At 34.5% G+C, this 21,979-nt stretch carries 25 protein-coding genes, 12 tRNA genes, 1 rRNA gene and 1 pseudogene; 33 read left to right on the forward strand and 6 right to left on the reverse strand.

The genetic code is table 11. The features are described 5' to 3' along the window. The 13 genes from rrf to ACTQ45_RS13175 all read left to right on the forward strand — a co-directional run. A 5S ribosomal RNA gene (gene rrf / locus ACTQ45_RS13115) occupies positions 1 to 94 on the forward strand; the annotation flags it as partial. A 16-nt stretch (positions 95 to 110) separates the two neighbouring features. After that, positions 111 to 183 (forward strand) — tRNA-Asn (locus ACTQ45_RS13120). Positions 184 to 198: 15 nt separating this feature from the next. After that, positions 199 to 288: transfer RNA gene (locus ACTQ45_RS13125), tRNA-Ser, on the forward strand. Between the two features lie 17 nt (positions 289 to 305). Further along, positions 306 to 377: transfer RNA gene (locus ACTQ45_RS13130), tRNA-Glu, on the forward strand. Positions 378 to 395: 18 nt separating this feature from the next. Next, positions 396 to 468: transfer RNA gene (locus ACTQ45_RS13135), tRNA-Val, on the forward strand. Between the two features lie 12 nt (positions 469 to 480). Then, positions 481 to 553 (forward strand) — tRNA-Asp (locus ACTQ45_RS13140). Between the two features lie 3 nt (positions 554 to 556). Then, a tRNA-Phe gene (locus ACTQ45_RS13145) sits at positions 557 to 629 on the forward strand. Between the two features lie 3 nt (positions 630 to 632). Then, a tRNA-Tyr gene (locus tag ACTQ45_RS13150) sits at positions 633 to 713 on the forward strand. A gap of 43 nt (positions 714 to 756) precedes the next feature. Beyond that, positions 757 to 827 (forward strand) — tRNA-Trp (locus tag ACTQ45_RS13155). Positions 828 to 854: 27 nt separating this feature from the next. Next, positions 855 to 927 (forward strand) — tRNA-His (locus ACTQ45_RS13160). A 26-nt stretch (positions 928 to 953) separates the two neighbouring features. Further along, positions 954 to 1,026 (forward strand) — tRNA-Gln (locus tag ACTQ45_RS13165). A 26-nt stretch (positions 1,027 to 1,052) separates the two neighbouring features. Further along, positions 1,053 to 1,124 (forward strand) — tRNA-Cys (locus ACTQ45_RS13170). A gap of 24 nt (positions 1,125 to 1,148) precedes the next feature. Next, a tRNA-Leu gene (locus ACTQ45_RS13175) sits at positions 1,149 to 1,232 on the forward strand. A 148-nt stretch (positions 1,233 to 1,380) separates the two neighbouring features. Here ACTQ45_RS13175 and ACTQ45_RS13180 read toward each other — a convergent pair. Both ACTQ45_RS13180 and ACTQ45_RS13185 read right to left on the reverse strand, forming a co-directional pair. Then, positions 1,381 to 2,526: a tyrosine-type recombinase/integrase gene (locus ACTQ45_RS13180; protein WP_441763998.1), complete on the reverse strand. Its 1,146-nt coding sequence runs from the start codon at positions 2,524 to 2,526 to the stop codon at positions 1,381 to 1,383. A gap of 48 nt (positions 2,527 to 2,574) precedes the next feature. Beyond that, positions 2,575 to 3,159 (reverse strand): helix-turn-helix domain-containing protein, encoded by a 585-nt coding sequence (locus ACTQ45_RS13185; RefSeq protein ID WP_441753664.1) that lies wholly within the window; start codon positions 3,157 to 3,159, stop codon positions 2,575 to 2,577. Between the two features lie 197 nt (positions 3,160 to 3,356). Here ACTQ45_RS13185 and ACTQ45_RS13190 point away from each other — a divergent pair, with 197 nt between their 5' ends. From ACTQ45_RS13190 to ACTQ45_RS13210, 5 genes are all read left to right on the forward strand, one after another. Further along, positions 3,357 to 3,614, forward strand: coding sequence for a helix-turn-helix transcriptional regulator (locus ACTQ45_RS13190; protein ID WP_441763999.1), 258 nt, complete (start codon positions 3,357 to 3,359; stop codon positions 3,612 to 3,614). Then, positions 3,607 to 3,927 carry a helix-turn-helix domain-containing protein gene (locus tag ACTQ45_RS13195; protein ID WP_441764000.1) on the forward strand — a complete coding sequence of 107 codons (321 nt, stop codon included), beginning with the start codon at positions 3,607 to 3,609 and terminating at the stop codon, positions 3,925 to 3,927. Before ACTQ45_RS13190 ends, ACTQ45_RS13195 begins: the two co-directional genes overlap by 8 nt. 3 nt (positions 3,928 to 3,930) lie before the next feature. Beyond that, positions 3,931 to 4,746 carry a DUF3102 domain-containing protein gene (locus ACTQ45_RS13200; protein WP_441764001.1) on the forward strand — a complete coding sequence of 272 codons (816 nt, stop codon included), beginning with the start codon at positions 3,931 to 3,933 and terminating at the stop codon, positions 4,744 to 4,746. A gap of 75 nt (positions 4,747 to 4,821) precedes the next feature. After that, complete coding sequence (locus tag ACTQ45_RS13205) at positions 4,822 to 5,217, forward strand: ORF6C domain-containing protein (RefSeq protein WP_441753657.1); 396 nt, start codon at positions 4,822 to 4,824, stop codon at positions 5,215 to 5,217. 7 nt (positions 5,218 to 5,224) lie between these two features. Continuing rightward, a complete protein-coding gene (locus ACTQ45_RS13210; protein ID WP_441753655.1) occupies positions 5,225 to 6,121 on the forward strand; it encodes a DnaD domain protein in 897 nt (298 codons plus the stop codon). Between the two features lie 235 nt (positions 6,122 to 6,356). Here ACTQ45_RS13210 and ACTQ45_RS13215 read toward each other — a convergent pair whose 3' ends face one another. Then, on the reverse strand, positions 6,357 to 6,761 hold the full coding sequence (locus ACTQ45_RS13215) for an AlbA family DNA-binding domain-containing protein (protein WP_441764002.1): 405 nt from the start codon (positions 6,759 to 6,761) through the stop codon (positions 6,357 to 6,359). Further along, positions 6,762 to 7,109, reverse strand: a complete 348-nt coding sequence (locus ACTQ45_RS13220; protein WP_441764003.1) for a hypothetical protein — start codon at positions 7,107 to 7,109, stop codon at positions 6,762 to 6,764. A gap of 195 nt (positions 7,110 to 7,304) precedes the next feature. Between ACTQ45_RS13220 and ACTQ45_RS13225 the strand changes: the two genes are divergently transcribed. From ACTQ45_RS13225 to ACTQ45_RS13265, 9 genes are all read left to right on the forward strand, one after another. Continuing rightward, positions 7,305 to 7,829, forward strand: a complete 525-nt coding sequence (locus tag ACTQ45_RS13225; protein ID WP_441764004.1) for a sigma-70 family RNA polymerase sigma factor — start codon at positions 7,305 to 7,307, stop codon at positions 7,827 to 7,829. Between the two features lie 90 nt (positions 7,830 to 7,919). Beyond that, a complete protein-coding gene (locus ACTQ45_RS13230; protein WP_441764005.1) occupies positions 7,920 to 8,117 on the forward strand; it encodes a DUF1659 domain-containing protein in 198 nt (65 codons plus the stop codon). Between the two features lie 36 nt (positions 8,118 to 8,153). Then, positions 8,154 to 8,396 carry a DUF2922 domain-containing protein gene (locus tag ACTQ45_RS13235; protein ID WP_441764006.1) on the forward strand — a complete coding sequence of 81 codons (243 nt, stop codon included), beginning with the start codon at positions 8,154 to 8,156 and terminating at the stop codon, positions 8,394 to 8,396. A 64-nt stretch (positions 8,397 to 8,460) separates the two neighbouring features. Continuing rightward, positions 8,461 to 8,745, forward strand: a complete 285-nt coding sequence (locus ACTQ45_RS13240; RefSeq protein ID WP_441764007.1) for a hypothetical protein — start codon at positions 8,461 to 8,463, stop codon at positions 8,743 to 8,745. Further along, positions 8,735 to 8,968 carry a phage holin gene (locus ACTQ45_RS13245; protein WP_441764008.1) on the forward strand — a complete coding sequence of 78 codons (234 nt, stop codon included), beginning with the start codon at positions 8,735 to 8,737 and terminating at the stop codon, positions 8,966 to 8,968. Before ACTQ45_RS13240 ends, ACTQ45_RS13245 begins: the two co-directional genes overlap by 11 nt. Next, positions 8,946 to 9,785 (forward strand): CHAP domain-containing protein, encoded by an 840-nt coding sequence (locus ACTQ45_RS13250; protein ID WP_441764009.1) that lies wholly within the window; start codon positions 8,946 to 8,948, stop codon positions 9,783 to 9,785. Before ACTQ45_RS13245 ends, ACTQ45_RS13250 begins: the two co-directional genes overlap by 23 nt. A 747-nt stretch (positions 9,786 to 10,532) precedes the next feature. Next, on the forward strand, positions 10,533 to 11,393 hold the full coding sequence (locus ACTQ45_RS13255; RefSeq protein ID WP_441764010.1) for an EcsC family protein: 861 nt from the start codon (positions 10,533 to 10,535) through the stop codon (positions 11,391 to 11,393). A gap of 559 nt (positions 11,394 to 11,952) precedes the next feature. After that, the gene (locus ACTQ45_RS13260) at positions 11,953 to 13,182 is read left to right on the forward strand and encodes an FRG domain-containing protein (RefSeq protein ID WP_441764011.1); all 1,230 of its coding nucleotides are present in this window, start codon (positions 11,953 to 11,955) and stop codon (positions 13,180 to 13,182) included. A 772-nt stretch (positions 13,183 to 13,954) separates the two neighbouring features. Next, on the forward strand, positions 13,955 to 14,449 hold the full coding sequence (locus ACTQ45_RS13265; RefSeq protein WP_441764012.1) for a hypothetical protein: 495 nt from the start codon (positions 13,955 to 13,957) through the stop codon (positions 14,447 to 14,449). Positions 14,450 to 15,202: 753 nt separating this feature from the next. Here the strand turns inward: ACTQ45_RS13265 and ACTQ45_RS13270 are convergent. Next, positions 15,203 to 15,361, reverse strand: a complete 159-nt coding sequence (locus ACTQ45_RS13270) for a DUF5960 family protein (protein ID WP_441764013.1) — start codon at positions 15,359 to 15,361, stop codon at positions 15,203 to 15,205. 540 nt (positions 15,362 to 15,901) lie between these two features. Here ACTQ45_RS13270 and ACTQ45_RS13275 point away from each other — a divergent pair. From ACTQ45_RS13275 to ACTQ45_RS13290, 4 genes and pseudogenes are all read left to right on the forward strand, one after another. Then, positions 15,902 to 16,747 (forward strand): hypothetical protein, encoded by an 846-nt coding sequence (locus ACTQ45_RS13275; protein WP_441764014.1) that lies wholly within the window; start codon positions 15,902 to 15,904, stop codon positions 16,745 to 16,747. A gap of 28 nt (positions 16,748 to 16,775) precedes the next feature. After that, positions 16,776 to 17,105, forward strand: a complete 330-nt coding sequence (locus tag ACTQ45_RS13280; protein ID WP_441764015.1) for an STAS-like domain-containing protein — start codon at positions 16,776 to 16,778, stop codon at positions 17,103 to 17,105. After that, positions 17,098 to 17,637 (forward strand): hypothetical protein, encoded by a 540-nt coding sequence (locus tag ACTQ45_RS13285; protein WP_441764016.1) that lies wholly within the window; start codon positions 17,098 to 17,100, stop codon positions 17,635 to 17,637. The genes ACTQ45_RS13280 and ACTQ45_RS13285 overlap by 8 nt, the downstream gene beginning before the upstream one ends. Positions 17,638 to 17,802: 165 nt before the next feature. Next, a pseudogene (locus tag ACTQ45_RS13290) lies at positions 17,803 to 17,862 on the forward strand (hypothetical protein); the annotation flags it as partial. A gap of 770 nt (positions 17,863 to 18,632) precedes the next feature. Here the strand turns inward: ACTQ45_RS13290 and ACTQ45_RS13295 are convergent. After that, positions 18,633 to 18,887, reverse strand: coding sequence for a DUF5960 family protein (locus ACTQ45_RS13295; protein ID WP_441764017.1), 255 nt, complete (start codon positions 18,885 to 18,887; stop codon positions 18,633 to 18,635). 385 nt (positions 18,888 to 19,272) lie between these two features. Here ACTQ45_RS13295 and ACTQ45_RS13300 point away from each other — a divergent pair, with 385 nt between their 5' ends. After that, positions 19,273 to 20,880 carry an HsdM family class I SAM-dependent methyltransferase gene (locus ACTQ45_RS13300; RefSeq protein WP_441764018.1) on the forward strand — a complete coding sequence of 536 codons (1,608 nt, stop codon included), beginning with the start codon at positions 19,273 to 19,275 and terminating at the stop codon, positions 20,878 to 20,880. Further along, positions 20,864 to 21,961: a DNA cytosine methyltransferase gene (locus ACTQ45_RS13305; protein WP_441764019.1), complete on the forward strand. Its 1,098-nt coding sequence runs from the start codon at positions 20,864 to 20,866 to the stop codon at positions 21,959 to 21,961. Before ACTQ45_RS13300 ends, ACTQ45_RS13305 begins: the two co-directional genes overlap by 17 nt. Positions 21,962 to 21,979 lie beyond the last annotated feature (18 nt).

Raw genomic sequence — 21,979 nt, forward strand, 5'->3', positions numbered from 1 at the left:
ATACACCTGTTCCCATGCCGAACACAGCAGTTAAGCTTCTTAGCGCCGATGGTAGTTGGACCTTTGGTCCTGTGAGAGTAGGACGTTGCCACGCAAGTGTTGTATGTTATTCCGCAATAGCTCAGTTGGTAGAGCGCATGACTGTTAATCATGATGTCGTAGGTTCGAGCCCTACTTGCGGAGTGATTAAGGTTACTTGGAGAGTTGTCCGAGTTGGCCGAAGGAGCACGATTGGAAATCGTGTAGGCGAGTCAAATCGTCTCAAGGGTTCGAATCCCTTACTCTCCGTATCTAAAACTTAAAACGGCCCGTTGGTCAAGCGGTTAAGACACCGCCCTTTCACGGCGGTAACACGGGTTCGAATCCCGTACGGGTCATGACAATTAAATAACTATGGAGGATTAGCTCAGCTGGGAGAGCGTCTGCCTTACAAGCAGAATGTCGGCGGTTCGATCCCGTCATCCTCCATTGTACTAAACTGGTCCGGTGGTGTAGGGGTTAACATGCTTGCCTGTCACGCAGGAGATCGCGGGTTCAAATCCCGTCCGGACCGTTTGGCCTGATAGCTCAGTTGGTAGAGCACTTGATTGAAGCTCAAGGTGTCGGCGGTTCGAATCCGTCTCAGGCCATATGGTGGGGTAGCGAAGTGGCTAAACGCGGCGGACTGTAAATCCGCTCCTTCGGGTTCGGCAGTTCGAATCTGCCCCCCACCATTATTTGAATAGTAGGGAAAAATACTGTGTTCTTCTTACTACTAGGGACTTAGTTTAAAGGTAGAACAACGGTCTCCAAAACCGTTAGTGTGGGTTCGATTCCTACAGTCCCTGTTATCTATTCGAATAGGTAATGTCATGGCGATTGTGGCGAAGTGGTTAACGCATCGGTTTGTGGATCCGACATTCGTGGGTTCAATTCCCATCAGTCGCCTATATTTTATATAATTTAATGATTATTGGGGTATAGCCAAGCGGTAAGGCAACAGACTTTGACTCTGTCATCTCGTTGGTTCGAATCCAGCTACCCCAGTTTTTTTTGTTTTTAAGGATAATTTTGGCGGTGTAGCCAAGTGGTAAGGCACGGGTCTGCAAAACCCTTATTCGTCGGTTCAAATCCGATCACCGCCTTAGTTAGAAAAGCATATCATTAATGCCGGTGTGGCGGAATTGGCAGACGCGCTGGACTCAAAATCCTGTGCCCTCACGGGCGTGTCGGTTCGACCCCGACCATCGGTATCAGCTTGGCATCAAGCTTTGGAGCAGTTTCTCACGGCCATGAGAAACTGCTTTTTTTTGCCTTTTTAGAAAAGTTACCATAGATTCTACCATACTTTTTTCTAACGAAATTTTTGTTGGGTAAAACCTTATGATATATTGTAAATAATTAAAATGATATAAAGTTTTCGAACTTTTGTGCTGTATCTTCACTTCGATGTTTCGTTACATGATCATAGATGTTCCGGGTTGTAAGGATACTACTGTGACCCAATCGTTCTTTTATGGCTCCTTCTTCAACCCGAGCATCGAACAGTAGTGAACAGTGTGTATGTCTAAATCCATGAATTGTCATTTTAGGTAAATTTGGATGATTAGCTAAGATTCTTTTTAAGTTATTGTTAAGGAATTTATGATTTAGAAATGAATTGTTTTCATTTGTAAATACATATTGATTTTTCCTATTTGTATTTTGTCCGTGTTTAATTAATCTTACCTTTTGTACCGTCCGCCACTGTTTTAATATCTCCCAAGTTCTTGAGTCAATAGAGATAGTTCTAAAACTACTTTCGGTTTTAGGGTCTTGAACGATTAATGAACTTATTCCCCGTGCCACAATTCTTTTCACAGATAAAGTCCGATTCACTTCATCTAAGTCTGCCCACTGTAAAGCTAATAATTCAGATTTTCTTAACCCCGTAAAGGCTAATACTCTAAACATTGTTCTCACCATAATATCCTCAGATTCACTGATGATTCTTTCAAATTCAATTAGTTGTTCCTTTTCAAAAAAGGGCGATTCGTATTTCTTTTTATGAGTATTTTTAGGACGCATAATTTTGGTCATTGGATTAACTGCACAGCACTCGATACTAATTGCAAAGTCTAGTATCCGTTTAGTTAAATTTACTAAAAAGGAAGCTTTCGAATAGGTTTCATACCAAAGATTAGTGGCTTCTTGACATAGAACTAAAGGAATTTTACTTAGGAAAAACTCACCAAAGACGGGTAAGATATGCTTCTCTGCAACTTGCTTAGCTGTTATATAAGTGTTTTCTTTAACACTGAGTTTATATTGCATAAACCAAAGTTTAAAGACATCTTTAAATGTATATTTTTTCAAAGATTTTGTTAAGCTGTTTCCGTTGTCTAAAAAGTTGTTTTTTAAATCTGTTTCATATTTCACCGCATCCGAATATTTTTTAAAGCCACTCTTCATAGGCGCAACTACTTTTCCAGTCGCGTCGTCGATACCTAAGTATATTTTTGATTTGTATCGGGTTTGACCATTTTTTAATTCATATTTTGTAATCATATTATTTATTCTCCTTTTTCAGCGTGAGAGGAATAAATAAATATATTTTTATAAATCGTGTATTACCTGGATAGCTTTGCCAAGAATTATATGTGAGTTCTCAACATCATCGCAATAGATATCTTGTGACAAATCCAATGGTAAGAATAGTCTCCTATTCCTAACGGTGCGTAATTTTCGAATGATTGGAACAGTAGAATTATGAGGTAGCACACAGACTATTGTATTATCTATGACATCCTGTGATTTTTGAAATAGGACAAGTGCACCTTCTTTAATTTGTGGCATCATTGAAGAGTCTTTTGATACAAGGTAGAATAACTCTTTTTTTGGTAAAGCGAATGAAGCAACAGCAATTTCATTTGTAAAAGTGAAGACTCCATCTTTAATACTTTCAATAACCTTAACTTTAATTATTTTATCACTAAAAGTATCTGTAAAACCTTGTAGATATTCTATTGACACGCCAAGAGCTTTAGCAATTTTTCCAATGATTTTGTTGTCAATTCCTTTAACGTGATTTTGCTCATAGCGACTCAGAGTGGAAGGCGAAATATTAATTAAACTACCTAACTTTTTTTGGCTGAGATGTTTGTTTTCTCTGGCCAATTTAATTCTCTCGCCAATTGTCAAAATATTCACCACCTTTCTTATTTTCTCCGTCATTATAATCAATCAATTCATCTTTTGCAAGAGTCGCAGATGAATCGATTCATCTTTTGCATTTATTTGTTGAAATATTAAAAACTATATTGTATCTTTGTTTTGTGAGTTTATTCACAAAATTTAATATTGCAATAAAAAATTATTTACTAGGAGGATAGGAGTAATTGAATCATGTAAATCAGAAGAAACTAAAAGCAAGTATTGCACGTTGTGGCTTGACTAATGAGTCTTTAGCACACAAAATCCAGGTCAATCGAGGAACAATTAGTAATGTTTTAACGGGTAAAACTAAACCCTCTTATCAAGTTGTGAATGGTTGCTTCCATGTTTTACATTTAACACCTTTGGAAGTCGTCGAGATCTTTTATGCAATTAATGTACTTGATGGGGAACCTATGCAGATAGCTGGGTGGGGTGAATGAGATCGAAACAGCCAATTTAGAGAAAGCCTTGGAGATATTTGCTAGTTCTTTGTTTGAAAATAAGATTAAACATTTCGTAGAAACAATAAACATGCTTGAGGAACGTATTGAAGTACTTGAAGTAAAAAATAAAAAAAACTATTTAAAGCAGCAGGATGTTATTTCGGAATTTGGTATTGGTCATAGAACTTTGAAAAATTGGGTTAGTGATGGACTGAAAGAAATTTGGCTTGGCAATCGTGTTTATTATGATCAAGCGGATATTGAATCATATATGCAAAAATATAAAACTTCAAACAGCGTGAGGGGATAGTATATGAATCAATTAATGTTATCTGGAGATTTAAATGTCTTAGAGTTTGAGATTAAACAATACAAACAACAAGCTGGATCAGCCTTTTGGGAAATTGGTAGACGTTTGACCTATGTAAAGACTAATGATCTTTCACACGGTCAGTTTGGAAATTGGCTGGAAAAAGTGGGCATAGATCATACAGCTGCAAATCGACTAATGAAAATCGCACAAGAGTTACCAAATTCAGCAACGATGCAGAATTTAGGAATAAGTGTTCTATCAATGATTGCTAGTTTGCCAGCAGATGTTAGAGAACTACAACATGTTACAAGTACCGGAGAAGTTAAACTACCAGTAGATATGAGTGTGAAAGAACTAAGAAATTTAAGACAAACCATTAATCAAGTGGAACCGTCTGGTCCAAGCATCGATAGCACTACACAGGTCCTTCAAACAGAATTGACCGAAACTACGAAGAAGTTACATCAAGTGCAACAAGCATACCAGCAATCATTAAAATCGACTCATGAGAACCAAGAATTAAAAGAACAATTTGAAAAATTAAAGATAGAAATAGATAAATTATCAACTAAACGCTTGAATATGGTTGAAGAATTAAGTTACTTACATAACTATACAAAGTTTAGAGAAGAATTGAATATTCTCTTGACCAAGATATCACCGTTACGTTTTTCAGAACAATTAGCCATTATTAATCGTAATCCAGTGTACGCAAACCAGTACTTGAGTCTGGTAGCGTTAGTAGAGGATTGGTGCGCTGATATGAGGCGATGTTTGGAAATAGAAGATATCATTGATGGAGTAATAATTGACTAGAATCAATTATTAACTAAAACGAATATTTTATTTTTATAAAATGCAAACGTTATCATATAGAAAAGGGGTTTTATCATGAATGAATTACAAGCTAATGCATCTGTAAATTATGAACTAGAAGAACTCGTTCTCAAGCTAAGAGAGAACAATACATTTAACCAAGAATTGGCCAAGCGTGTAGATTACTTAGAGAAAATTCAACCAGTTAATCCGGTGATCACATCTTTTTTAAACACGGCTCGCAAGCAACATGTGTTGAAAATATTGGGAGGGAAATCTTCTAAAGCTTATCAAAATAAGAAATTAGTATCGGAAGTGTACCGTTCAGCTGCTAATGATTTTAAATCTAAATTTATGATTGCCCGTTATGATTTGTTGAGACAAACGGACCAAGCATCGGCGATGAATTATTGGCAAAATTGGTTGCCTAACCAAGACTTGCTGAAGCGTATTAGACAAAGTAACGCATAGGTTGATTATGGTAGTTAAAAGAATTGTTGACACACGTTTCTGGGAAGATTCAACAGTATTAGATAATTATTCTGTAGAAGATAAATACTTCTTATTGTATTTAATGACGAATCCCCGTAGTTCGCAAGTAGGTATCTATTCTCTACCTAAGCGCGTGATTAGTTTTGATACTGGTTATACGATTGAAGTAATTAATGTTTTACTGGATCGATTTTGTAACTTCTATAAAAATATTATGTACTCGGTTGAGACGCAAGAGATATCGCTCTTAAATTCATTGAAGTATAGTATCGTAAAGGGCGGAAAACCGGTTAGCGATTTACTGATAAAAGAATTATCAAGGGTTCAAGATGCCAATCTGTTGTATGCCACTTACGAGAATATGTTTGAGTTTTGGACTGTATCAGATAGACCGTTTGATAAAACAGTTAAGCAATGTTTTGAAAATGAACTGGTCAAGAGGCAACAAGTTAAGCCTATTGATCAGCAAATTTTTAAGACAGACTTTTCTCTAGTAGACCCAGTGAGAGAAGAAGTAATGGATTATCTAACTTTTTCATACTTTCAAGCAAACTTTGGTGAGATGAATGACGAAATGAAGAATGCTTATAAGAAGTGGATTGATTATTTCGGAGATGATATCGTGGTGAGTGCATTGCAACGATCTATTTCATCAAATAATCCATATAAGTATTCGTTGAAAATATTGGAGAATTGGTCAGTCAAAAAAGTAAAGTCAATCACAGATATCGAAAAACTAGATTTAAAGTATTCACAGAAATCTTCAATGTCTCGTAGTTATACAGCAAGCGAAAGTGAAGCATTAGCAAAAACCTGTACAGAGGAATTAATGAGACAGGTGACTGCGGACAGAAATAGGAGAGAGCAAAAAAGAAGGTCATAAATTGCATTCCAATCATGCTTTTAAAACAGCTGCCGGTAATTGATGGTAGCTGTTTTTCGTTATCTAATGATTCAATTTACATGTGTGATAGTCATGTATTGCCTGTAAATGTGTTTGAGTCTTTAGACACATCATCATAATGACAATGATAAGTATAATGATAATTAAAATGACAATGACAATGAAGAATCGTCCCCCGATTCGTGAGTCGATTCGGGAGACGATTCGTTAAAGTTTATTGGTATTTATAGAGTTGTTTAAATTCATTGAGTGAGACCAAACGTGTTCTAGCATTTTCTCTAATGTAGATCTTTTGGTTTTTTTTATTCTTTTTAGCAGTTAAGCGATAAGGCGCATCATTACCTGGTGATATTTCAATATCCAGTATGCCGTTTACGCCTCTAATGTTTATATTCTTTACTGGATTTGGTATGATACGTTCTTGTTCTATCCAGCTATTAATAGCTAACATCCAGGAAGGGTGTTGAAAGCCCATATTAAGATGTGGATCCTTTTTATTGACGCCTAATAGAATTGTGCTGGTGTATTGGTAATTAAGAAGAGCTACGATATCTTTAAGAACCTTATGCTGATGTTTTTCCAAATCGTCGTATAGAATCATATCACCATTAATATTCATTTAGGCCTCCATTAGTTTACCAGTATTATTCATCATTGCATCTGATTCTGTTTCTTCTGTAGCAACAGTTATTAGTAAACAAGATTCATTGATAAAACATGTAATACGGTCTTTATCAATATTATCCTCTTGTTTATGTAGCCAAAGATATACTTCAACAAGCCAACGATAGTTTGCGAGGACTACTTTAATGAGATTATCGGGAGTATCAACTTGGTCATAGGCGTCATTATAAACAACGATCGTTAATTCTTCGTTATTCGCGTATGCGCTTTCAACATCAGCTTCGATTTGTTGCTGATTTAGATAAAAATCCTGGTACAATTTTTTCTTTGCTGTTTCCTTCATATTTCACCTCTATTTTCTAATGTGTAATTCTTCACATAGTATTACATATATAATTATGAAAATATAGAGGGTTGAATTATTTTCATAAATATTATTATATAAAGATTATTATTGACGATGATGAACCGATTGCTCTGTTAAAAGATGATATAAATATTTAAACTTAGAGTAAAGCTATAGAGGTGGTGAGTATCTTTGGATTATAAATCTTTATATAAAAGTCGAGTGTTAACTCAATTTGAGCCACTTATACATAAAACACTACAGAGGATGACAATCAACCAACGTCATATAAGCTACGAAGACTATGCACAAGAATTACGTATAAAGCTTTTGGCTATTGAGGAATCATTTGATGGTGAAGCATTAGGAGAAGATCGTATACGTTTTGTTGCATTTGCTGGTAAGGGGCTTTATTGGCATTTAGTCAGTCTGCTTCGAAAGAACCAAAAGAAATCGGAAGTATCTTATGACGAAATTGAAGCTGCAGCTGATGTTGATATTCCATTTGAAAGTAGCAGAATTGAGTTGTTATTTTTCATGGAAGAAGTTAGACGCCGGTTAGATCAGAGTGAGTATGAATTATTAATGATGTTATGTGATGAATCTTTGACTGTGACAGAAATAGCCAAACTGTACGGAGTTGGTAGGAAGACGATCTATCAACGGAAAAATAAGATTGTCAGTAAGATTAATGATTTAAAAACATTATTGTTATAAGGCACAAAAAGAATAGTATTTACGTTTATATGGGTGAGGGTATCGATTGTTGATACAATCACCCATTTTATTTTGTAGAGGAGGGTTCAAATGAAAGAATTCAAAGATGCCAAATTGCAATTTAAAAGTGTCGATGAGTTAACGGAGAAGGTTAACTCATTTACTTTAGGCAATATCAAACAAGATACCAGTGCTAGTGAAGCACATGTGGTTCGTGATGCCATTCAGACATTAACAGATAAACCTTTAGGCAAAACATATATCGTTGAGACTAGCGAATTAATTTAATCGTATCGAAATAATGGATAAAGGGGGAAATCAAACATGTTAGATACTTCAACTTCAAGCACACTCGAATTACTCTTTAATGATGGTCTAGGTGCTCCGCGTAAAATTACTGTGAAAGATCCGATTGAAAGTTTATCTGCAGAGGTTGCTCAAGCAGCGATGGATAAGATTGTTGAAACGGATATCTTTATTGATGAAGGTATTGATGTTTATGCTGTCGCAGAAGGTGCGCGATATGTAACACGTTCAGTTCAAGACATCTATAAAGCCGAAGTATAAGCTAAATAGTGTTTTGATGGCCCCGCTAAACTAGCGGGGCTATTTTTATAAAGGGGGTATAGAAATGACGTTAATAGAAGTTGGTGGTTTAGCAAGTGCGTTGGTGGCCATCATTACATTGATTAGTAAACTGGTAACCTTGATTACTGCCATTCATAATTTAATTAATCGCTTAGATAAGATGGCGATTGATATTGAAGAAGGGGATAAAGAACGTTTAGCGTTAGCTCAAAGTATCAGTCGTCAGGATATAAAACTACATGATATTGAGACGCTGTTTTCTGAAGTGCGAAGGGAATTAATAGAGTTAAAAACTACGGTGAAGGAGTTGGTGCAACGTGTTAATTGATAATCAAAACTATGACCGTTTGAAGTGGCTGGTGTTAATTTTTTTTCCATCATTTTCTGCGTTTATTGGCGGTTTGGGGCATTTGTATAACTGGGTAGATGTTGACTTGTATCTAGCGACGATGAATCTATTAACCGCGTTTTTAGGCGGTTTAATACAAGTTTCCAGCAATCACTATCATAAAGAAGGAGATAATCAATATGACAGCTCAACAGGTGATTAATATGGCGCTAAAATACGTCGGAACGCAACAATACGGTAGTGTGCATAAAGCGTTAATTGACCGTTATAACAAAGTAACACCACGGCCAAGTGGTTATAAAATGACTTATGATGATGCTTGGTGTGATGCCTTTGTAACAGTAATTGCAGATGAAACAGGTACGGCTAGTTTGATTGGGCGTGAATGTGGAGTTGAAAGGCATATAAAGTTGTTTAAACAAATGGGAATCTGGTTAGGACGGGTAAAGCCCAAGGTAGGAGATTTAATTACCTTTGATTGGGATGGGGGAGGCTTTGCTGATCACATAGGTTTTGTAGCAGAAGTATCTGGCGATATATTGAGAACAGTTGAAGGTAATGCGAATGCGCGCGTCGCCCAGGTCTATTTTGACTGGAATGATTGGCGTATTAAGGGGTTTGCTAGGCCGAAATATAGTGATGAAAAAGTTAATGTTCCAGTACTGAGTGATAAGACTATGGAGGACTTGGCTTCAGAAGTGTTGTCGGGTAAGTGGGGGAATAATCCGGCGAGGGAAAAAGCTCTGAAAGTTGCGGGGCATGATCCTGTTAAAGTGCAACGTATGGTCAATGAGTTGATTGCTAAACGTATAGAAAATGTCGGTAAAGATGCTGATAAGGTAAAGGTATTGCCTAATGCAATGACATACTATACTGGACAGAAAATTGCTAGTTGGGTGCTTGGGGCTCAGTTTGATGTCCTGGAGCGGAAGGCCATTAAGGGTGGAGAAGTTTATTTATTAGGCTATAAAGGTGATGTGATTGGCTGGATGCGGGATAAGGATGTCACGGTCATGTAGAAGGGTATGTGGCCGGAGGTCGCGTAGCGGTCTCCGGTAGCTTGTCAGGCAGGTTTTATAATTAAGGCCCAGCGCATCATTTTGTGCTGGGCTATAATTATGTCATGAGATACGCGCCTGACGGCTGATTGGGCTGAATGCAAATTCGGCAACGTTGCAGATTTTGGCAACTTCAGGCGATTGCGAAGCATTCGCCTGGTGTTGCTGGGGGCTGGTGGGCGCTTTAAATTAGATTTAGGATGATGCCACGTGCGTTAGCAGGTGGCTTTCGACTTTCTTTGGGCGAATCGTAAGGTGAGGTGCCATGTGCGACTCTGTCGCACGAGGCACGGTACCTACTCCAAGGTTTGTGGTTAGACGAGTTAATAGTTGCAAGCTTGATGAGGCTCATCTCGTTATGCGCAAGCGCAAAACGAGGCGAGCCAAGCCTAATGTTTTTAGGCGTATAATGTGAAGGCTGACGCTGTAGTGTTTAGGTTGGCCGTATTACTCAGCTTCTATGAGCGAATCGGTTCGGGTGAGTCCGTGTGGAATACCAAAGGTATGGAGCCGGTCACGACAACGAAACGATGAGCGAATAGATGCTGAGTAATATGTTTATTGGATGTATTTTGATATGAATTTTAAGAAAAGAGAAGCAAATATGAAAGCTTTCAATAATCGCATTTTAGTGATATTCTTAATCTGTATAATTTGAATGTATATGTTGGGATTAATTCAAAAATAGAGACTAAATAGGAGGATATCATGTCAAATCCATTTGATAATATTGGGAAGTTAGCTAGCGGTGTCGGAAAGATTATTAGCGATAGCTCGGATAATGTTGTGAAATTTGCAAGTGGTGTTGGTAAGACTATTAGCGATAACTCGGATAATGTTGTGAAATTTGCAAGTGGTGTTGGTAAGACTATTAGCGATAACTCAGATAACGTCGTAGCTATATCTCAGGAGAAAATGATGGAAACTTTAGACTGGGCTTATGATAAAACTTTAACAGGATTGCCAGGGCAAAAGGATATTCAGGAACTAGTGGATGATTATCTTTCGAGATATGACAAAGAAACAGCAATAAAGAAGCTTGTTAATGCCCAAGTCACAAAAGCTGCGACATCTGGATTTGTAACTGGATTTGGTGGCATTATTACGATGCCAGTCTCTATACCGGCCAACGTCACCTCAGTGATTTTATTTCAGATGAGAATGATTGCAGCGATAGCATTAATTCGAGGCTACAATTTAAAAAGTGATCAAGTTCAAACTTTTGTTTATGCCACACTTGCTGGGACTAGCGTATCTAATATTATGAAGAAAAGTGGTGTCGTAATTGGCAATAAGATGTTACTTGGTGTAGTCAAGAAAGTTCCAGGTAAGACATTAACTAAGATTAATCAAGCCGTTGGGTTTAGATTAGTGACTAAATTTGGTACTAAGGGTGCGGTTAATCTTGGAAAAGCAGTGCCCGTTGCTGGCGCATTTGTTGGCGGTACCTTTGATACCTTGACTACTAAAACAATCGCAATACTGGCACAAAAGACATTTACTGATGAAGGAATCAATGCAGGAGATGGAATAATAATTAATAAATCAGACCTTGGAGTTAATGAATAAGGCTACAGATTTGATAGAACTATGACTAACAAATTTGCCACCAGTTCCATTTGCTAGTTTCAGGGTTATGAGTTATAGCAATTGAATAATAATATTAAACACAGCATAAATGACTTATCGGTATCTTCAAATAATATCCTATATTCATCGCTATTTGCTTGAAGTAGGTTGGTTGGGCGAATAAATCTATAAGTATATCTGCCTTCATTTGTAGTATGACATAATTAATGTTGACGTTTTCAATAGAGCGGAGAAATAAAGAAAGTAATATTGTTAACTTAAATCGATATCTTCATAGATGAATACAACAGATGAAAAGGTGTAATTATTAGAAAAACTTTTTCCTATAAAGTTTGGTTTAATGGCACAGTATATATTAAGGATTATTCCAAAGATTTAATGCCTTAGTAAGGCTAATCCCTGACAAGTATATATACTGCCATGAAAGTAAAAGAACAACTATTCAAACATTAAAACTTTTTTGTTGAATATTTAACTTTTGGCTCAAACGACCTTTTCTTTTGAAATAATAGAACATCAATAGAATTGGAGTGTAAGTATGCAAAAAAAATTATACACTTGGCTACCGGTCACAATAAAAGAAACAGAAGTAAATAGTCTTATCGAATTTATTGAAGTAACTAATGTATTTGATACAAAAAAATATTATTTTCGTGGCGAGTCTATTTTTTATAATTCAAGATCGGCGAGTATATTTAGACCTTTCAAAGGGGGAAATAAACCAGAGGGATTTTCTAATAATTTTGTTTCATTTAAAAGTTTGATTTCGGATTATTATTTACAAATAGGTAATATTATTAACAATACTGAAAAAGAAAATTTTTTGGCTTATTCACAACACCACGGTTTATTAACTCCATTATTAGATGTTAGTGTTAACAGTTTGGTTGCGTTATATTTTTCTTGTGAAAAACACCATATGGAGCCTGGTTATGTTTATTTGTTTGAAAAGGAAAATTCGATAGATATTAGCAACTTTTTAAGAGGTACAGAATGGACAGACATTTTAACTAAGTTACTTGAAAAAAATGACATAAAATTCATAAAAACACTGTGTATAGGATTAAGAAATATACTCATAAATGATGAAAAAGACTTTTTCCTGTATACTTATTCGTTAGGTCAACATATGCAACATTTAATAGAAAAAACAGGTAGTTTTGGTGTTTCAGAAAAATATATTGAGAGTTGTCAAAAGATAATTAATCTATCATTTCCATCAAATAGCCTAGAGGTTTCAATTGACAGTTTGCTTTCAGAGTTGGAGTATAATAATTTTCTAAATAGCTTCGTAACAAATAAAAATCAGAAACACGAATTTGAAGAGTTTTATAATGAAATAAAAAAAAGCATTAACTTGCTTACTGATCAAATAGATTCTGAAGATTATGATTTATATAAGGTAGCAGTATACTTATACTGTTACGTTACGCATTTGAGAGAGCTAAAATCACAAAAGATATCCGCCTATGACTTTCATAATCTACCTTCTTTTCCACAATTAATTTATAAACCAACATTTTTATTCGATAGAATGAAAGCACAAGAAGGTATTTTTTTCTATCAATTTGGGATACACAAAACTGAGTCGGTTTATGATTCAGGCTCTATCGAAATGCAACAATTTTTACCTACAGCAATTCTAAAAATTAATAATAAAACAAAAATAATGGAAGAATTAGATAGTGTAGGAATTTCGAAAAAAAGTCTTTTTCCTGATGTTGATAACATAGCTCAATATTTAAATGAATCATATCAAAAAAAATAACTTGTGATAGTCGTGATCTTCTTTATTTAATCGCTTTGCTTAGTTAAGAAGCATGTTAATTTTAAAGATACTGCTATCGATTTTAATATGAAAGCAGACTACATTGGATATTTAAAATATTGTGAAAGTTTTTAACACCTCATAAGGGAAGCGAGATTTCGAAAAATAAGCAACACTTTACTGTGGTAAAATATAATGCAATCTCTTGGTTAAAAGATAATCAGCTTGTGATTACGATAGGGAGATTGTTGTTTTAATTGAATCTAGTGTAAACTTAGACTTAAGGGAGTCTCCTCTTTTGTTAGGTTTGGTGTGGTAACTTAATCATTACCAAAGGGAGTTCCTTTTTCTATAGTTAATCATCTGAAGCAATGTGCACATAAAAAAGCAGAGTCATCCGGCATAAACCAAGTAATCGATGGGTGAATCTGCTTTTATTTGTGGGTTTTGAATGGAGATAATATGACCTATGATAGGTGTTCTTGTGCAAAAAGATGGCATAAAGATAATAAAAAAACAAATTTAGAAAAAGAATTATTTTGCCTTTAAAAATATTTCCACTATTTTCATAATGATCTGGTTCGAATGAGTCTGAGTGCAATTCGAAGGATGGAGCCGGGCATGAAGGCGAAACATGAATAAATAAGTAGGTTAGCAGTATTAGTTTTAGAAATATATTGAAAAAAATTCCTTTAGAAACAAGTATAATTGCTAGACTTATAGAACGTTTGTTCGTATAATGGGGATATCAAATGAATATGGAGGCACCAATATGATTGATATAAATGCCCGCTATTATTTCGAACACGTTCTCTTGCCAAGTTTATTTTTCGCAAATCCTCAGCACTTTATTAACCTAGTTCGGCCGCACCACACTTTCCAATTATTGGACAAGTTAGAAAAAGTAAAATCAGAGTATCCCTTACAAGAGTTGTTTGAGTGGATGGACTGTCAGGTAGACTTTAAAGAGTTTATGCCAGGTGTCTTTAAATTGGAAGTTAAGATGCCTGAACCAGAAGAACAGGGATTATGTCATAAGGTAATCTTTATGGTGGACTTTGAAGGTAGTTTACCCGTCTTTATCACGATAGAGGAAGGGTACGGTCGTGTCGTTTTATGTAGCAAATTGGAAGATGGCACACGCATGAACTATGGAGAATATGCTACTGAGACAGTGGAACAAGAGAAACAGCTAATTGAGTTATATGAAAACTATCCAGAATCGCTTAATTTTCTAGAAAAAATAAAGCAAGAGAGAAACGCTTAGCTTGCGAACGTCAAAAGAATACTGGCTTAATAATTACCACCAGATTTACTCGCTTAGTTTCAGTTCCGCTGCGCCTACATACCTACGGTATTCCTGTCGGCCTCACTGAACCTTCGCTCCTAAATCTGGTGGTAATTATTTTGCGTACAATGGCGCCTCAAAGAGTTGGCATGTCAAGTAGGCATACAAGCATCGAAGCGAGGTGCCATGTGCGACAACGTCGCACGAGGCACTGTAGCTGCACCAGTCTTGTAGTAGGGGGAGTTGATAACCACGCAGATGGCTAGGGCTCATCTCTATACGCGTAAGCGCGTATAGAGGAGAGCCAACTCAAGACTAGCCTAGGCGTACAAAGCCACCAGCTTTGAATTTTCACCAGGATAGGATACTTATACCACTCTTGGGAGTGAAGTGGTTCGGGGGAGTCCGAGCGAATCCCGCAGGGATGGAGCCGGTCACGACAACGAAACGCGTAGCGGACAAGTGTGGTATAAGTATCCTTAAGGCTTGCTATTGGTTCTGTACAATAAATATTCAGAGTAGCACATATACCTAATTATCACCGTATTAGCAGCTTCTTAGCATCGATTCTAATCTCAATTTAGATTTATATCCGCATGATAGCTTGCTTTAAGATCGTAAGCTTGTACATTTCACAGACTAAATACTAAGCTTATGACCAACGTATACATACACTCGTTCGATGTGGTTATCCACCCACTCCTTAACCTTGAATATAAAGTAATAGGCCCGCTAATCAACAGTATGTTGGCGATTCAATACGAAATAATTCGTCTGTGACCTAACCATACTCTTTAGTATGTTATTGGTTAAAAAGTTAAATGGCTCACTCATAGATGAGTATCTATTAAAGTCCCTCTCTAGTTGATGGTAGTAATTATAAAAAATCAAACCTTATGTCATACTCTCTTCCCTCTGTTTGAGACATCCACCTTTTTCTAAAAAAGTTCCTAACTATTTTTCATAATATTAGTAAAAAGTATATTGCGAAATGAACACCAATCTAAATAGGTTATCATTTTGGTATTAATAGTATTCATGCTAAATAATAATTAAGAAATAACATCGCAAGAACAAATATTCCTATTTGTATTTAGATAATATCTGAGGCCGTGTTAATTAGTATTAGTTAGAAAATTATTTTTAGAATCCAGCAAATTTTAAATTATAAACCACAGAATAAATCTAAAATCCGCATCGATGTTAACCAAAAATGTTAGGATAACCATTAACGAGTGTCTGTTTTATTAGTATAAATCTTTGTTACCAAATAAGAGATAGTGAATCGACTACCTGTAGCTAAAATAAAAGGGAATACTTATAGTTAATGAAAATATATTAAAATATAATTATAACGTTGTGCTTTTCTTATGTTTTTGTTAAGTTTTAGATGCTATAATGGAATAAAACTGTACAGAATGGACTGTATGCATGATAATAAACTTAGAAGGCAGTGTTGAATTTAACAGAACTGAAATAACGAATATGTTGGTCCCTCTAAATTTTTTAAAAATAGAAGATGATTTTATTTTTGATTTCAAGAAAGTAAGATGGTTTGATAGTCATCTTACCACTCTACTAGGCGTCTTAGTGGATAGATTACATAGTAATTCTAAAAAAGTTTTTTTTGAATTTGGGGAAGAAGAAAGTAGCACAAAGAAAATATTAAGTCAAAATGGATTTTTAAAGCACTACAATATTAATCCTATTAATAAAGATATTCATAATACATCAATTCCTTTTAAAGTTTTCAAGTCTAAAGAGTATGATGCGATTGATAGTTATTTAAATAACGACGTTTTCACTTTAATAGAAAACAAAATACATAGTGATGATTTAGGGATTATAGAAGATTCAATCTATGAGCTTTGTCTTAATGTTCATGAGCATTCGAATAGTGAGAAATTCTTTCTTTGTGGACAGTATTTTCCAAGAAAACATAAAGTTATTCTATGTTTTGCAGATGCTGGAGTAAGCATACCCCATAAAATATCACAGAAGTTGCATTTAAAGGACGATCTTGAGTACATTGACTGGGCCACGAATCAGGGGCACTCAACAAAAACAAGTGCGTATTCTGGACTTGGATTGACTACTATTCGAAACAATATGTTGGGATTAGGGGACGTTGAAATAGTTTCAAGAGCTGGCTATTGGTCAGTAGACTCACAAGGATTAGTTGGAAAACAGCATATGTACAACGAATTTCCTGGAACAATGATTAATTTAACGTTTTATCTTACTGGACACCCATTAAGATCCAATAGATTTGATTAATAGAACAGGATAAATAAGGAGGAAAATCATGACTGAGATTCTGAATGTTCATAAATATCTAAATACCGATAAAGCAGTTAGTTCTGAAAAAGGTGATGTAATTAACAAAGAAATTGCCAAACATATTAGTAAAAATACAAAAATAATTGTTGATTTTTCTGACTTAAGGATTATAACTACTGCTTTTTTAAACTTTGCAGTTGGTAAATTGTATACCAATTATAAAGGTGAAAAAATAAAGGATCTGGTTGAATTCAAAACTAGTTCTGCACAGAAACATAAGTTGGAATTAGTTATTCAAAATACTCAAAATAAATTGAGTCAGAGTGAATATGACGAGGTTGCGTTGAATGGCTAATTACTGTAATATCCTGAACAACTCTGACGGTGTAGAAGCCGGCCTTTTAATGGACACGAATATCCTCATTTATGTAGATTCACTAATTAACACAGAAACTAGGTATAGTTATGATGAAATTGTTGATGAATTATTGACTAATAATGTGAATCTCTACATTACGGATAATGTTATATCTGAGTATATTCATAGATGTTGTAAGATGGCCTACAAGAACTTTATAGAATGTCGAAGTCACTTAACCACGGAGAACTATAAATACAAACTGGATTATTTACAAGATAATAACTTTAAAATATACTATCATCAAGCAATAGAATCTATTCAAGGTTTCTTAGATGCAGGTGTTTCGTTAATTTCCTCAAGTGATGCTCACATCATGAGTGCTCTGGAAAATGTTCGGATGAAAGATTTTAATGATAACTTGTTGTTGAATATTGCGGAATGTAAAAATCTGGGTATCTTAACTCATGATAAAGATTTCGTAAACGTGAACACAAGAGTTAAGATTTATAGAAGTGGTTGCATATAAGTTGTGTAGTTTAGTGCCTATGAGTGCTTAATTGCACAACTTTTTTATTAATATGTTCCTTTCCTTATTTATATTGAATGAAATAATCTAAAGTAAAGGAAGTGATATAGTGGCTTTAAATCTTAGCAATGCAAAAAAAATAAAGAGGATGAGTTTTATACTCAACTAACTGACGTAGAAAAAGAATTAAGACATTATCGTGTTAAGGGCAATTATAAAATGTAGGAAAAGGGCAAAGTAAAATTGTCGGTTTTCCTACATTTTTTTATATACTCATTTTATGACACGTTAAAGGAGTTATAAGATGAGACAAGATATTAGAGACGTGATTATATAGTAATGCTGCAGATAAAAAACTTCAAATAGATAAATTAATACATGAAAGAAACGTATAAATACTTAAGTTCATATAGTACTTGCTCATTCTAATTGCCACAAGATTTATGAGGGAAGGTTCAGTGATGCCGACCGGAATACTGTAGGTATGTAGGCGATGAGGAACTGAAACTATCGAATAAATCTTGTGGCAATTATTTTGTGTACAATGGCGCCTTCAAGATGATGGCGTTCGAATAGCCTTGCAAGCATCTGAGCGAGGTGCCGTGTGTGACGATGCCACACGAGGCACTGTAGCTGCACCAGGTTTGTAATAGGACGAGTTAATAACCAGAAGATGAGCCTACTCGAGACTAGCCTAGGCGTATAAAGCCACCAGCTTTGAATTTTCACCAGGATAGGATACTTATACCACTCTTGGGAGTGAAGTGGTTCGGGGGAGTCCGAGCGAATCCCGTAGGGATGGAGCCGGTCACGACAATGAAACGCGTAGCGAGCAAGTGTGGTATAAGTATTCTTAAAACGTGTTAGCTATTCCCTGCTCCCTTGCTAGTCTCATTATGGAAGGTTCACCTTCGCATCATCCAAGTAACTTCGATTCTAAGCTCATTTCAAATTGTTACGCGCATCATCTTACGTGAATGATTGTTACACGGACCCTACAGGCTTAATCTATGCCCGATATATTCATAGATATAACCATTAGTAGTCGTCTTGAGTGTAAACATGAAGTAATGATTCTGCTTATCATTCGATTTATCATAATTTAATAGAAAGTAGTTATTCCCGATATTAGCAATGCTCTTCAGGATGTGATCAGTCACAAACGGTAGAGGAATACTCATACTCGAGAAAGTATAAAAGTCCTTGCTAAATTTACGATAATTTTCACTTTGATAATCAAATTCAATCAATGTTAGTTACCTCCTTAACATGGCATTTTTTATATAAAAATTGCTATTGAATAAATTATAGTTAAATAAGTGATTGTGAATATCGAATTAAATATTATTAAAATAATAAACATTAACAAATTTAAGAAGTCAACCATGTTAATAAGCTAATGACGTTTTACAAACGTACATGAAATAAGAAAAAATGATATAATAATAGTTAAATAATTTCATTGCAAAAAATAATCTTTAAAAGAGCAAACTTCAAGTAGCTAAAACTAGACGATAGTTCTAAAAGTTAAAATAAAGATGAAATAATAAGTTATGTTCGGTATAATCATGGGAACGAACGTTCTTTCTATTTATAGAAGATCATTAATTATATATTATTAGGACTGAGGTATTTATGAATAAAGTTGAGATATTAAAGAAAGAAGAATTAGGACAAGTATTCACACCAAAAAATGTTGCTTTACTAATGGCACAATTGTTGATGAAATATAAACCTAAAACTGTTTTAGATCCAGCTGTAGGATCAGGTGTTTTGTTAGAAGCTATTAGAAAAGTCTCCAGTACCGTAGAAATTACAGGGTATGATATAGATGGAGAATGGGTTGAATATTTAAAAAATAAAGGAATAAATGCTTTTAAGAGCGATTTCTTTGATGAAGATTTGGAATTCGATGGTATAATAATGAACCCTCCATTCATTAGGCAAGAAAAACTAGTAGATTTAAGTAAAGAGTACTTGAATAAAGAAATAATAAATAAAAAGTTAGGTGGACCACCGATAAGCAAGAAAGCAAATCTATATTTGTATTTTCTTTGGAAAGCTTTGTCGTTATTAAAAAAAACAAGCAATTGTTTAGTTGCTATCATTCCAAATACTTGGCTTAATTCAGAGTATGGATATACTTTACAAAAGAAAATATTAACTGAATATTCATTGGATTATGTTGTTAATTTTTCTAAAAATATATTTAAAGGTTATGATGTAGATGTTTCAATATTTGTAATAAGTAATGAGTATAATTACGAAAACTCAGTACGTTTTATAGATATAAACACAGATTTATCAGCCCAAAATATTGAGAAGATTATTAATAATGATTTTAACCAAAAAAACATAGACCAGCATATTATAAAACAAAAGGATATAAAATACTTCGATTGGTTCAGTTATAGAAATAAGATTCAATTCAACCAAAATAATCTACTGGAATTTCATGAGGTTTTCAAAATAAATAGGGGATTAACTACAAATCATAATGCTTTGTTCATAAGAAACAAGAAAGATGTAAAGTCTACTGAAATAAAAAAATATTTTTTCCCCATCACTAATAGAGCCAACGACATAAAAGGTTATAAGGTTAAAAAAACAAATCTTGATAAAGTCGTTTTTCTTACTAATGAATTAAAAGAGAATTTACCTACATCGATAGTAGAAGAGTTAGATAAATTCGAAAAGCAGATATTAATGACTGAAAGACCTAAGACCTTATATACAAAAATAAAGAAAAACCGTACTAATTGGTTCCATTTAATAAAGAAAGCAAATGATAGTATTATTTTTAATTATATAATTAGAGATAATGTGAGGTTTATAATGAATAATTCAGAAGTTATTGTTAAGGACAACTTTTATGAAATAAAAACTTCGAAGATAGAGAATATAAACATATATCTCGCAGTCTTAAATAGTACATTTAATAAGTATCTATTGGAATACACTGGACGGAGTTATGGAAATGGCTTACTAAAGATTCAAAAATATGAATTGGAAAGAGCTCCCATTTTAAATTTAGATAAAGTCAATATAGGAGACTTAAAAAAATTGAATCAATTAGGTAATGATTTAATAAATGGGTCTGATATAAAGAATACGATAAAAACAATTGATCTACTTCTAAGTAGTTATTATTTATATAATGAAGAACAATATGAAGAGTTTTATAATATTTATGAGAAAGTTTTGTTAGATAGGAAAGGAATGGCAAATGATAAAAACAATTAGTTTATTCTCAGGTGGCGGTGGTTTAGATTTAGGCTTCCAACAAAATGGATTTGAAATTATCTATGCAATTGATAACGATAAAGAGGCGGTAGCTTCTTATAAAAAAAATGTTGGACCTGAAATAGTACTCGCAGATATAAATACCATTGACATTAATACATTACCAAACGCAGATTTAATAATAGGCGGACCACCCTGTCAATCTTTCAGTTTAGTTGGAAAGAGAAATACAACAGATGAAAGAGCACAGTTAGTATGGAAATATATGGAAATTATTGAACATATACAACCGAAATATTTTGTTTTCGAAAATGTAGTAGGCTTAAAATCTGCAAAAACTGAAAATGGCACCAAAGTAATAGACGAACTTATATTAGCTTTTGAAGAAATAGGATATAAAGTGGAAGTTGATACGTTAAATTCCGCAGACTATGGGGTACCACAAAGAAGGAAAAGGGTATTTCTTGTAGGCAATAAGTTGATGCGCCATTTTGAGTTTCCTTTACCAACTCACAGTGAAAATGGTAAGGATTATCTTAAAAAATGGGTAAGTAGTAAAGAAGCTATAGAGGATTTAGGTGATGCCACTAATGACGGGAAGTCCGAATACAAATCAATAAAAAAAAGCTCTTATCAAAAATTAATGAGAGAAAATGTGGATTCTGATTTAGTTGAGAATCATTTTTACCCTCAAATGAGTGACCTTGATAAGCAAATTATTTCCTATGTAAAACCGGGAGGTAATTATATGGATGTGCCAGATCATGTTCCGTCACAAAGAATTAGAAACTTCAAAAAGACTGGCGGAAGAACAACCTGCTACGGAAGACTATCTCCCGATAAACCATCTTACACGATTAATACTTTTTTCAACAGACCTAATGTAGGATGTAATATTCATTATACTGAAAATAGATTAATAACAGTTAGAGAAGCACTTAGATTTCAGAGTTTTCCTGATAATTATGTAATCAATTCAAAAACTAAAAGAGGATATCATACAATTGTGGGGAATGCAGTTCCTCCACTATTGGCTGATTCTATTGCAAAGGAAGTCAAAAAGCATTTTATGTCCAATTAAAATTACAGGAGGAATTTA

The sequence above is a fragment of the Fundicoccus sp. Sow4_D5 genome (assembly GCF_052116365.1).
GTDB lineage: Bacteria > Bacillota > Bacilli > Lactobacillales > Aerococcaceae > Fundicoccus.

Coding starts and splice junctions, on each gene's coding strand:
- ACTQ45_RS13180 (WP_441763998.1), bottom strand. CDS start 2,526: ATGATTACAAAATATGAATTAAAAAATGGTCAAACCCGATACAAATCA.
- ACTQ45_RS13200 (WP_441764001.1), top strand. CDS start 3,931: ATGAATCAATTAATGTTATCTGGAGATTTAAATGTCTTAGAGTTTGAG.
- ACTQ45_RS13205 (WP_441753657.1), top strand. CDS start 4,822: ATGAATGAATTACAAGCTAATGCATCTGTAAATTATGAACTAGAAGAA.
- ACTQ45_RS13210 (WP_441753655.1), top strand. CDS start 5,225: ATGGTAGTTAAAAGAATTGTTGACACACGTTTCTGGGAAGATTCAACA.
- ACTQ45_RS13215 (WP_441764002.1), bottom strand. CDS start 6,761: ATGAATATTAATGGTGATATGATTCTATACGACGATTTGGAAAAACAT.
- ACTQ45_RS13220 (WP_441764003.1), bottom strand. CDS start 7,109: ATGAAGGAAACAGCAAAGAAAAAATTGTACCAGGATTTTTATCTAAAT.
- ACTQ45_RS13230 (WP_441764005.1), top strand. CDS start 7,920: ATGAAAGAATTCAAAGATGCCAAATTGCAATTTAAAAGTGTCGATGAG.
- ACTQ45_RS13235 (WP_441764006.1), top strand. CDS start 8,154: ATGTTAGATACTTCAACTTCAAGCACACTCGAATTACTCTTTAATGAT.
- ACTQ45_RS13240 (WP_441764007.1), top strand. CDS start 8,461: ATGACGTTAATAGAAGTTGGTGGTTTAGCAAGTGCGTTGGTGGCCATC.
- ACTQ45_RS13250 (WP_441764009.1), top strand. CDS start 8,946: ATGACAGCTCAACAGGTGATTAATATGGCGCTAAAATACGTCGGAACG.
- ACTQ45_RS13255 (WP_441764010.1), top strand. CDS start 10,533: ATGTCAAATCCATTTGATAATATTGGGAAGTTAGCTAGCGGTGTCGGA.
- ACTQ45_RS13260 (WP_441764011.1), top strand. CDS start 11,953: ATGCAAAAAAAATTATACACTTGGCTACCGGTCACAATAAAAGAAACA.
- ACTQ45_RS13265 (WP_441764012.1), top strand. CDS start 13,955: ATGATTGATATAAATGCCCGCTATTATTTCGAACACGTTCTCTTGCCA.
- ACTQ45_RS13275 (WP_441764014.1), top strand. CDS start 15,902: ATGATAATAAACTTAGAAGGCAGTGTTGAATTTAACAGAACTGAAATA.
- ACTQ45_RS13280 (WP_441764015.1), top strand. CDS start 16,776: ATGACTGAGATTCTGAATGTTCATAAATATCTAAATACCGATAAAGCA.
- ACTQ45_RS13285 (WP_441764016.1), top strand. CDS start 17,098: ATGGCTAATTACTGTAATATCCTGAACAACTCTGACGGTGTAGAAGCC.
- ACTQ45_RS13300 (WP_441764018.1), top strand. CDS start 19,273: ATGAATAAAGTTGAGATATTAAAGAAAGAAGAATTAGGACAAGTATTC.
- ACTQ45_RS13305 (WP_441764019.1), top strand. CDS start 20,864: ATGATAAAAACAATTAGTTTATTCTCAGGTGGCGGTGGTTTAGATTTA.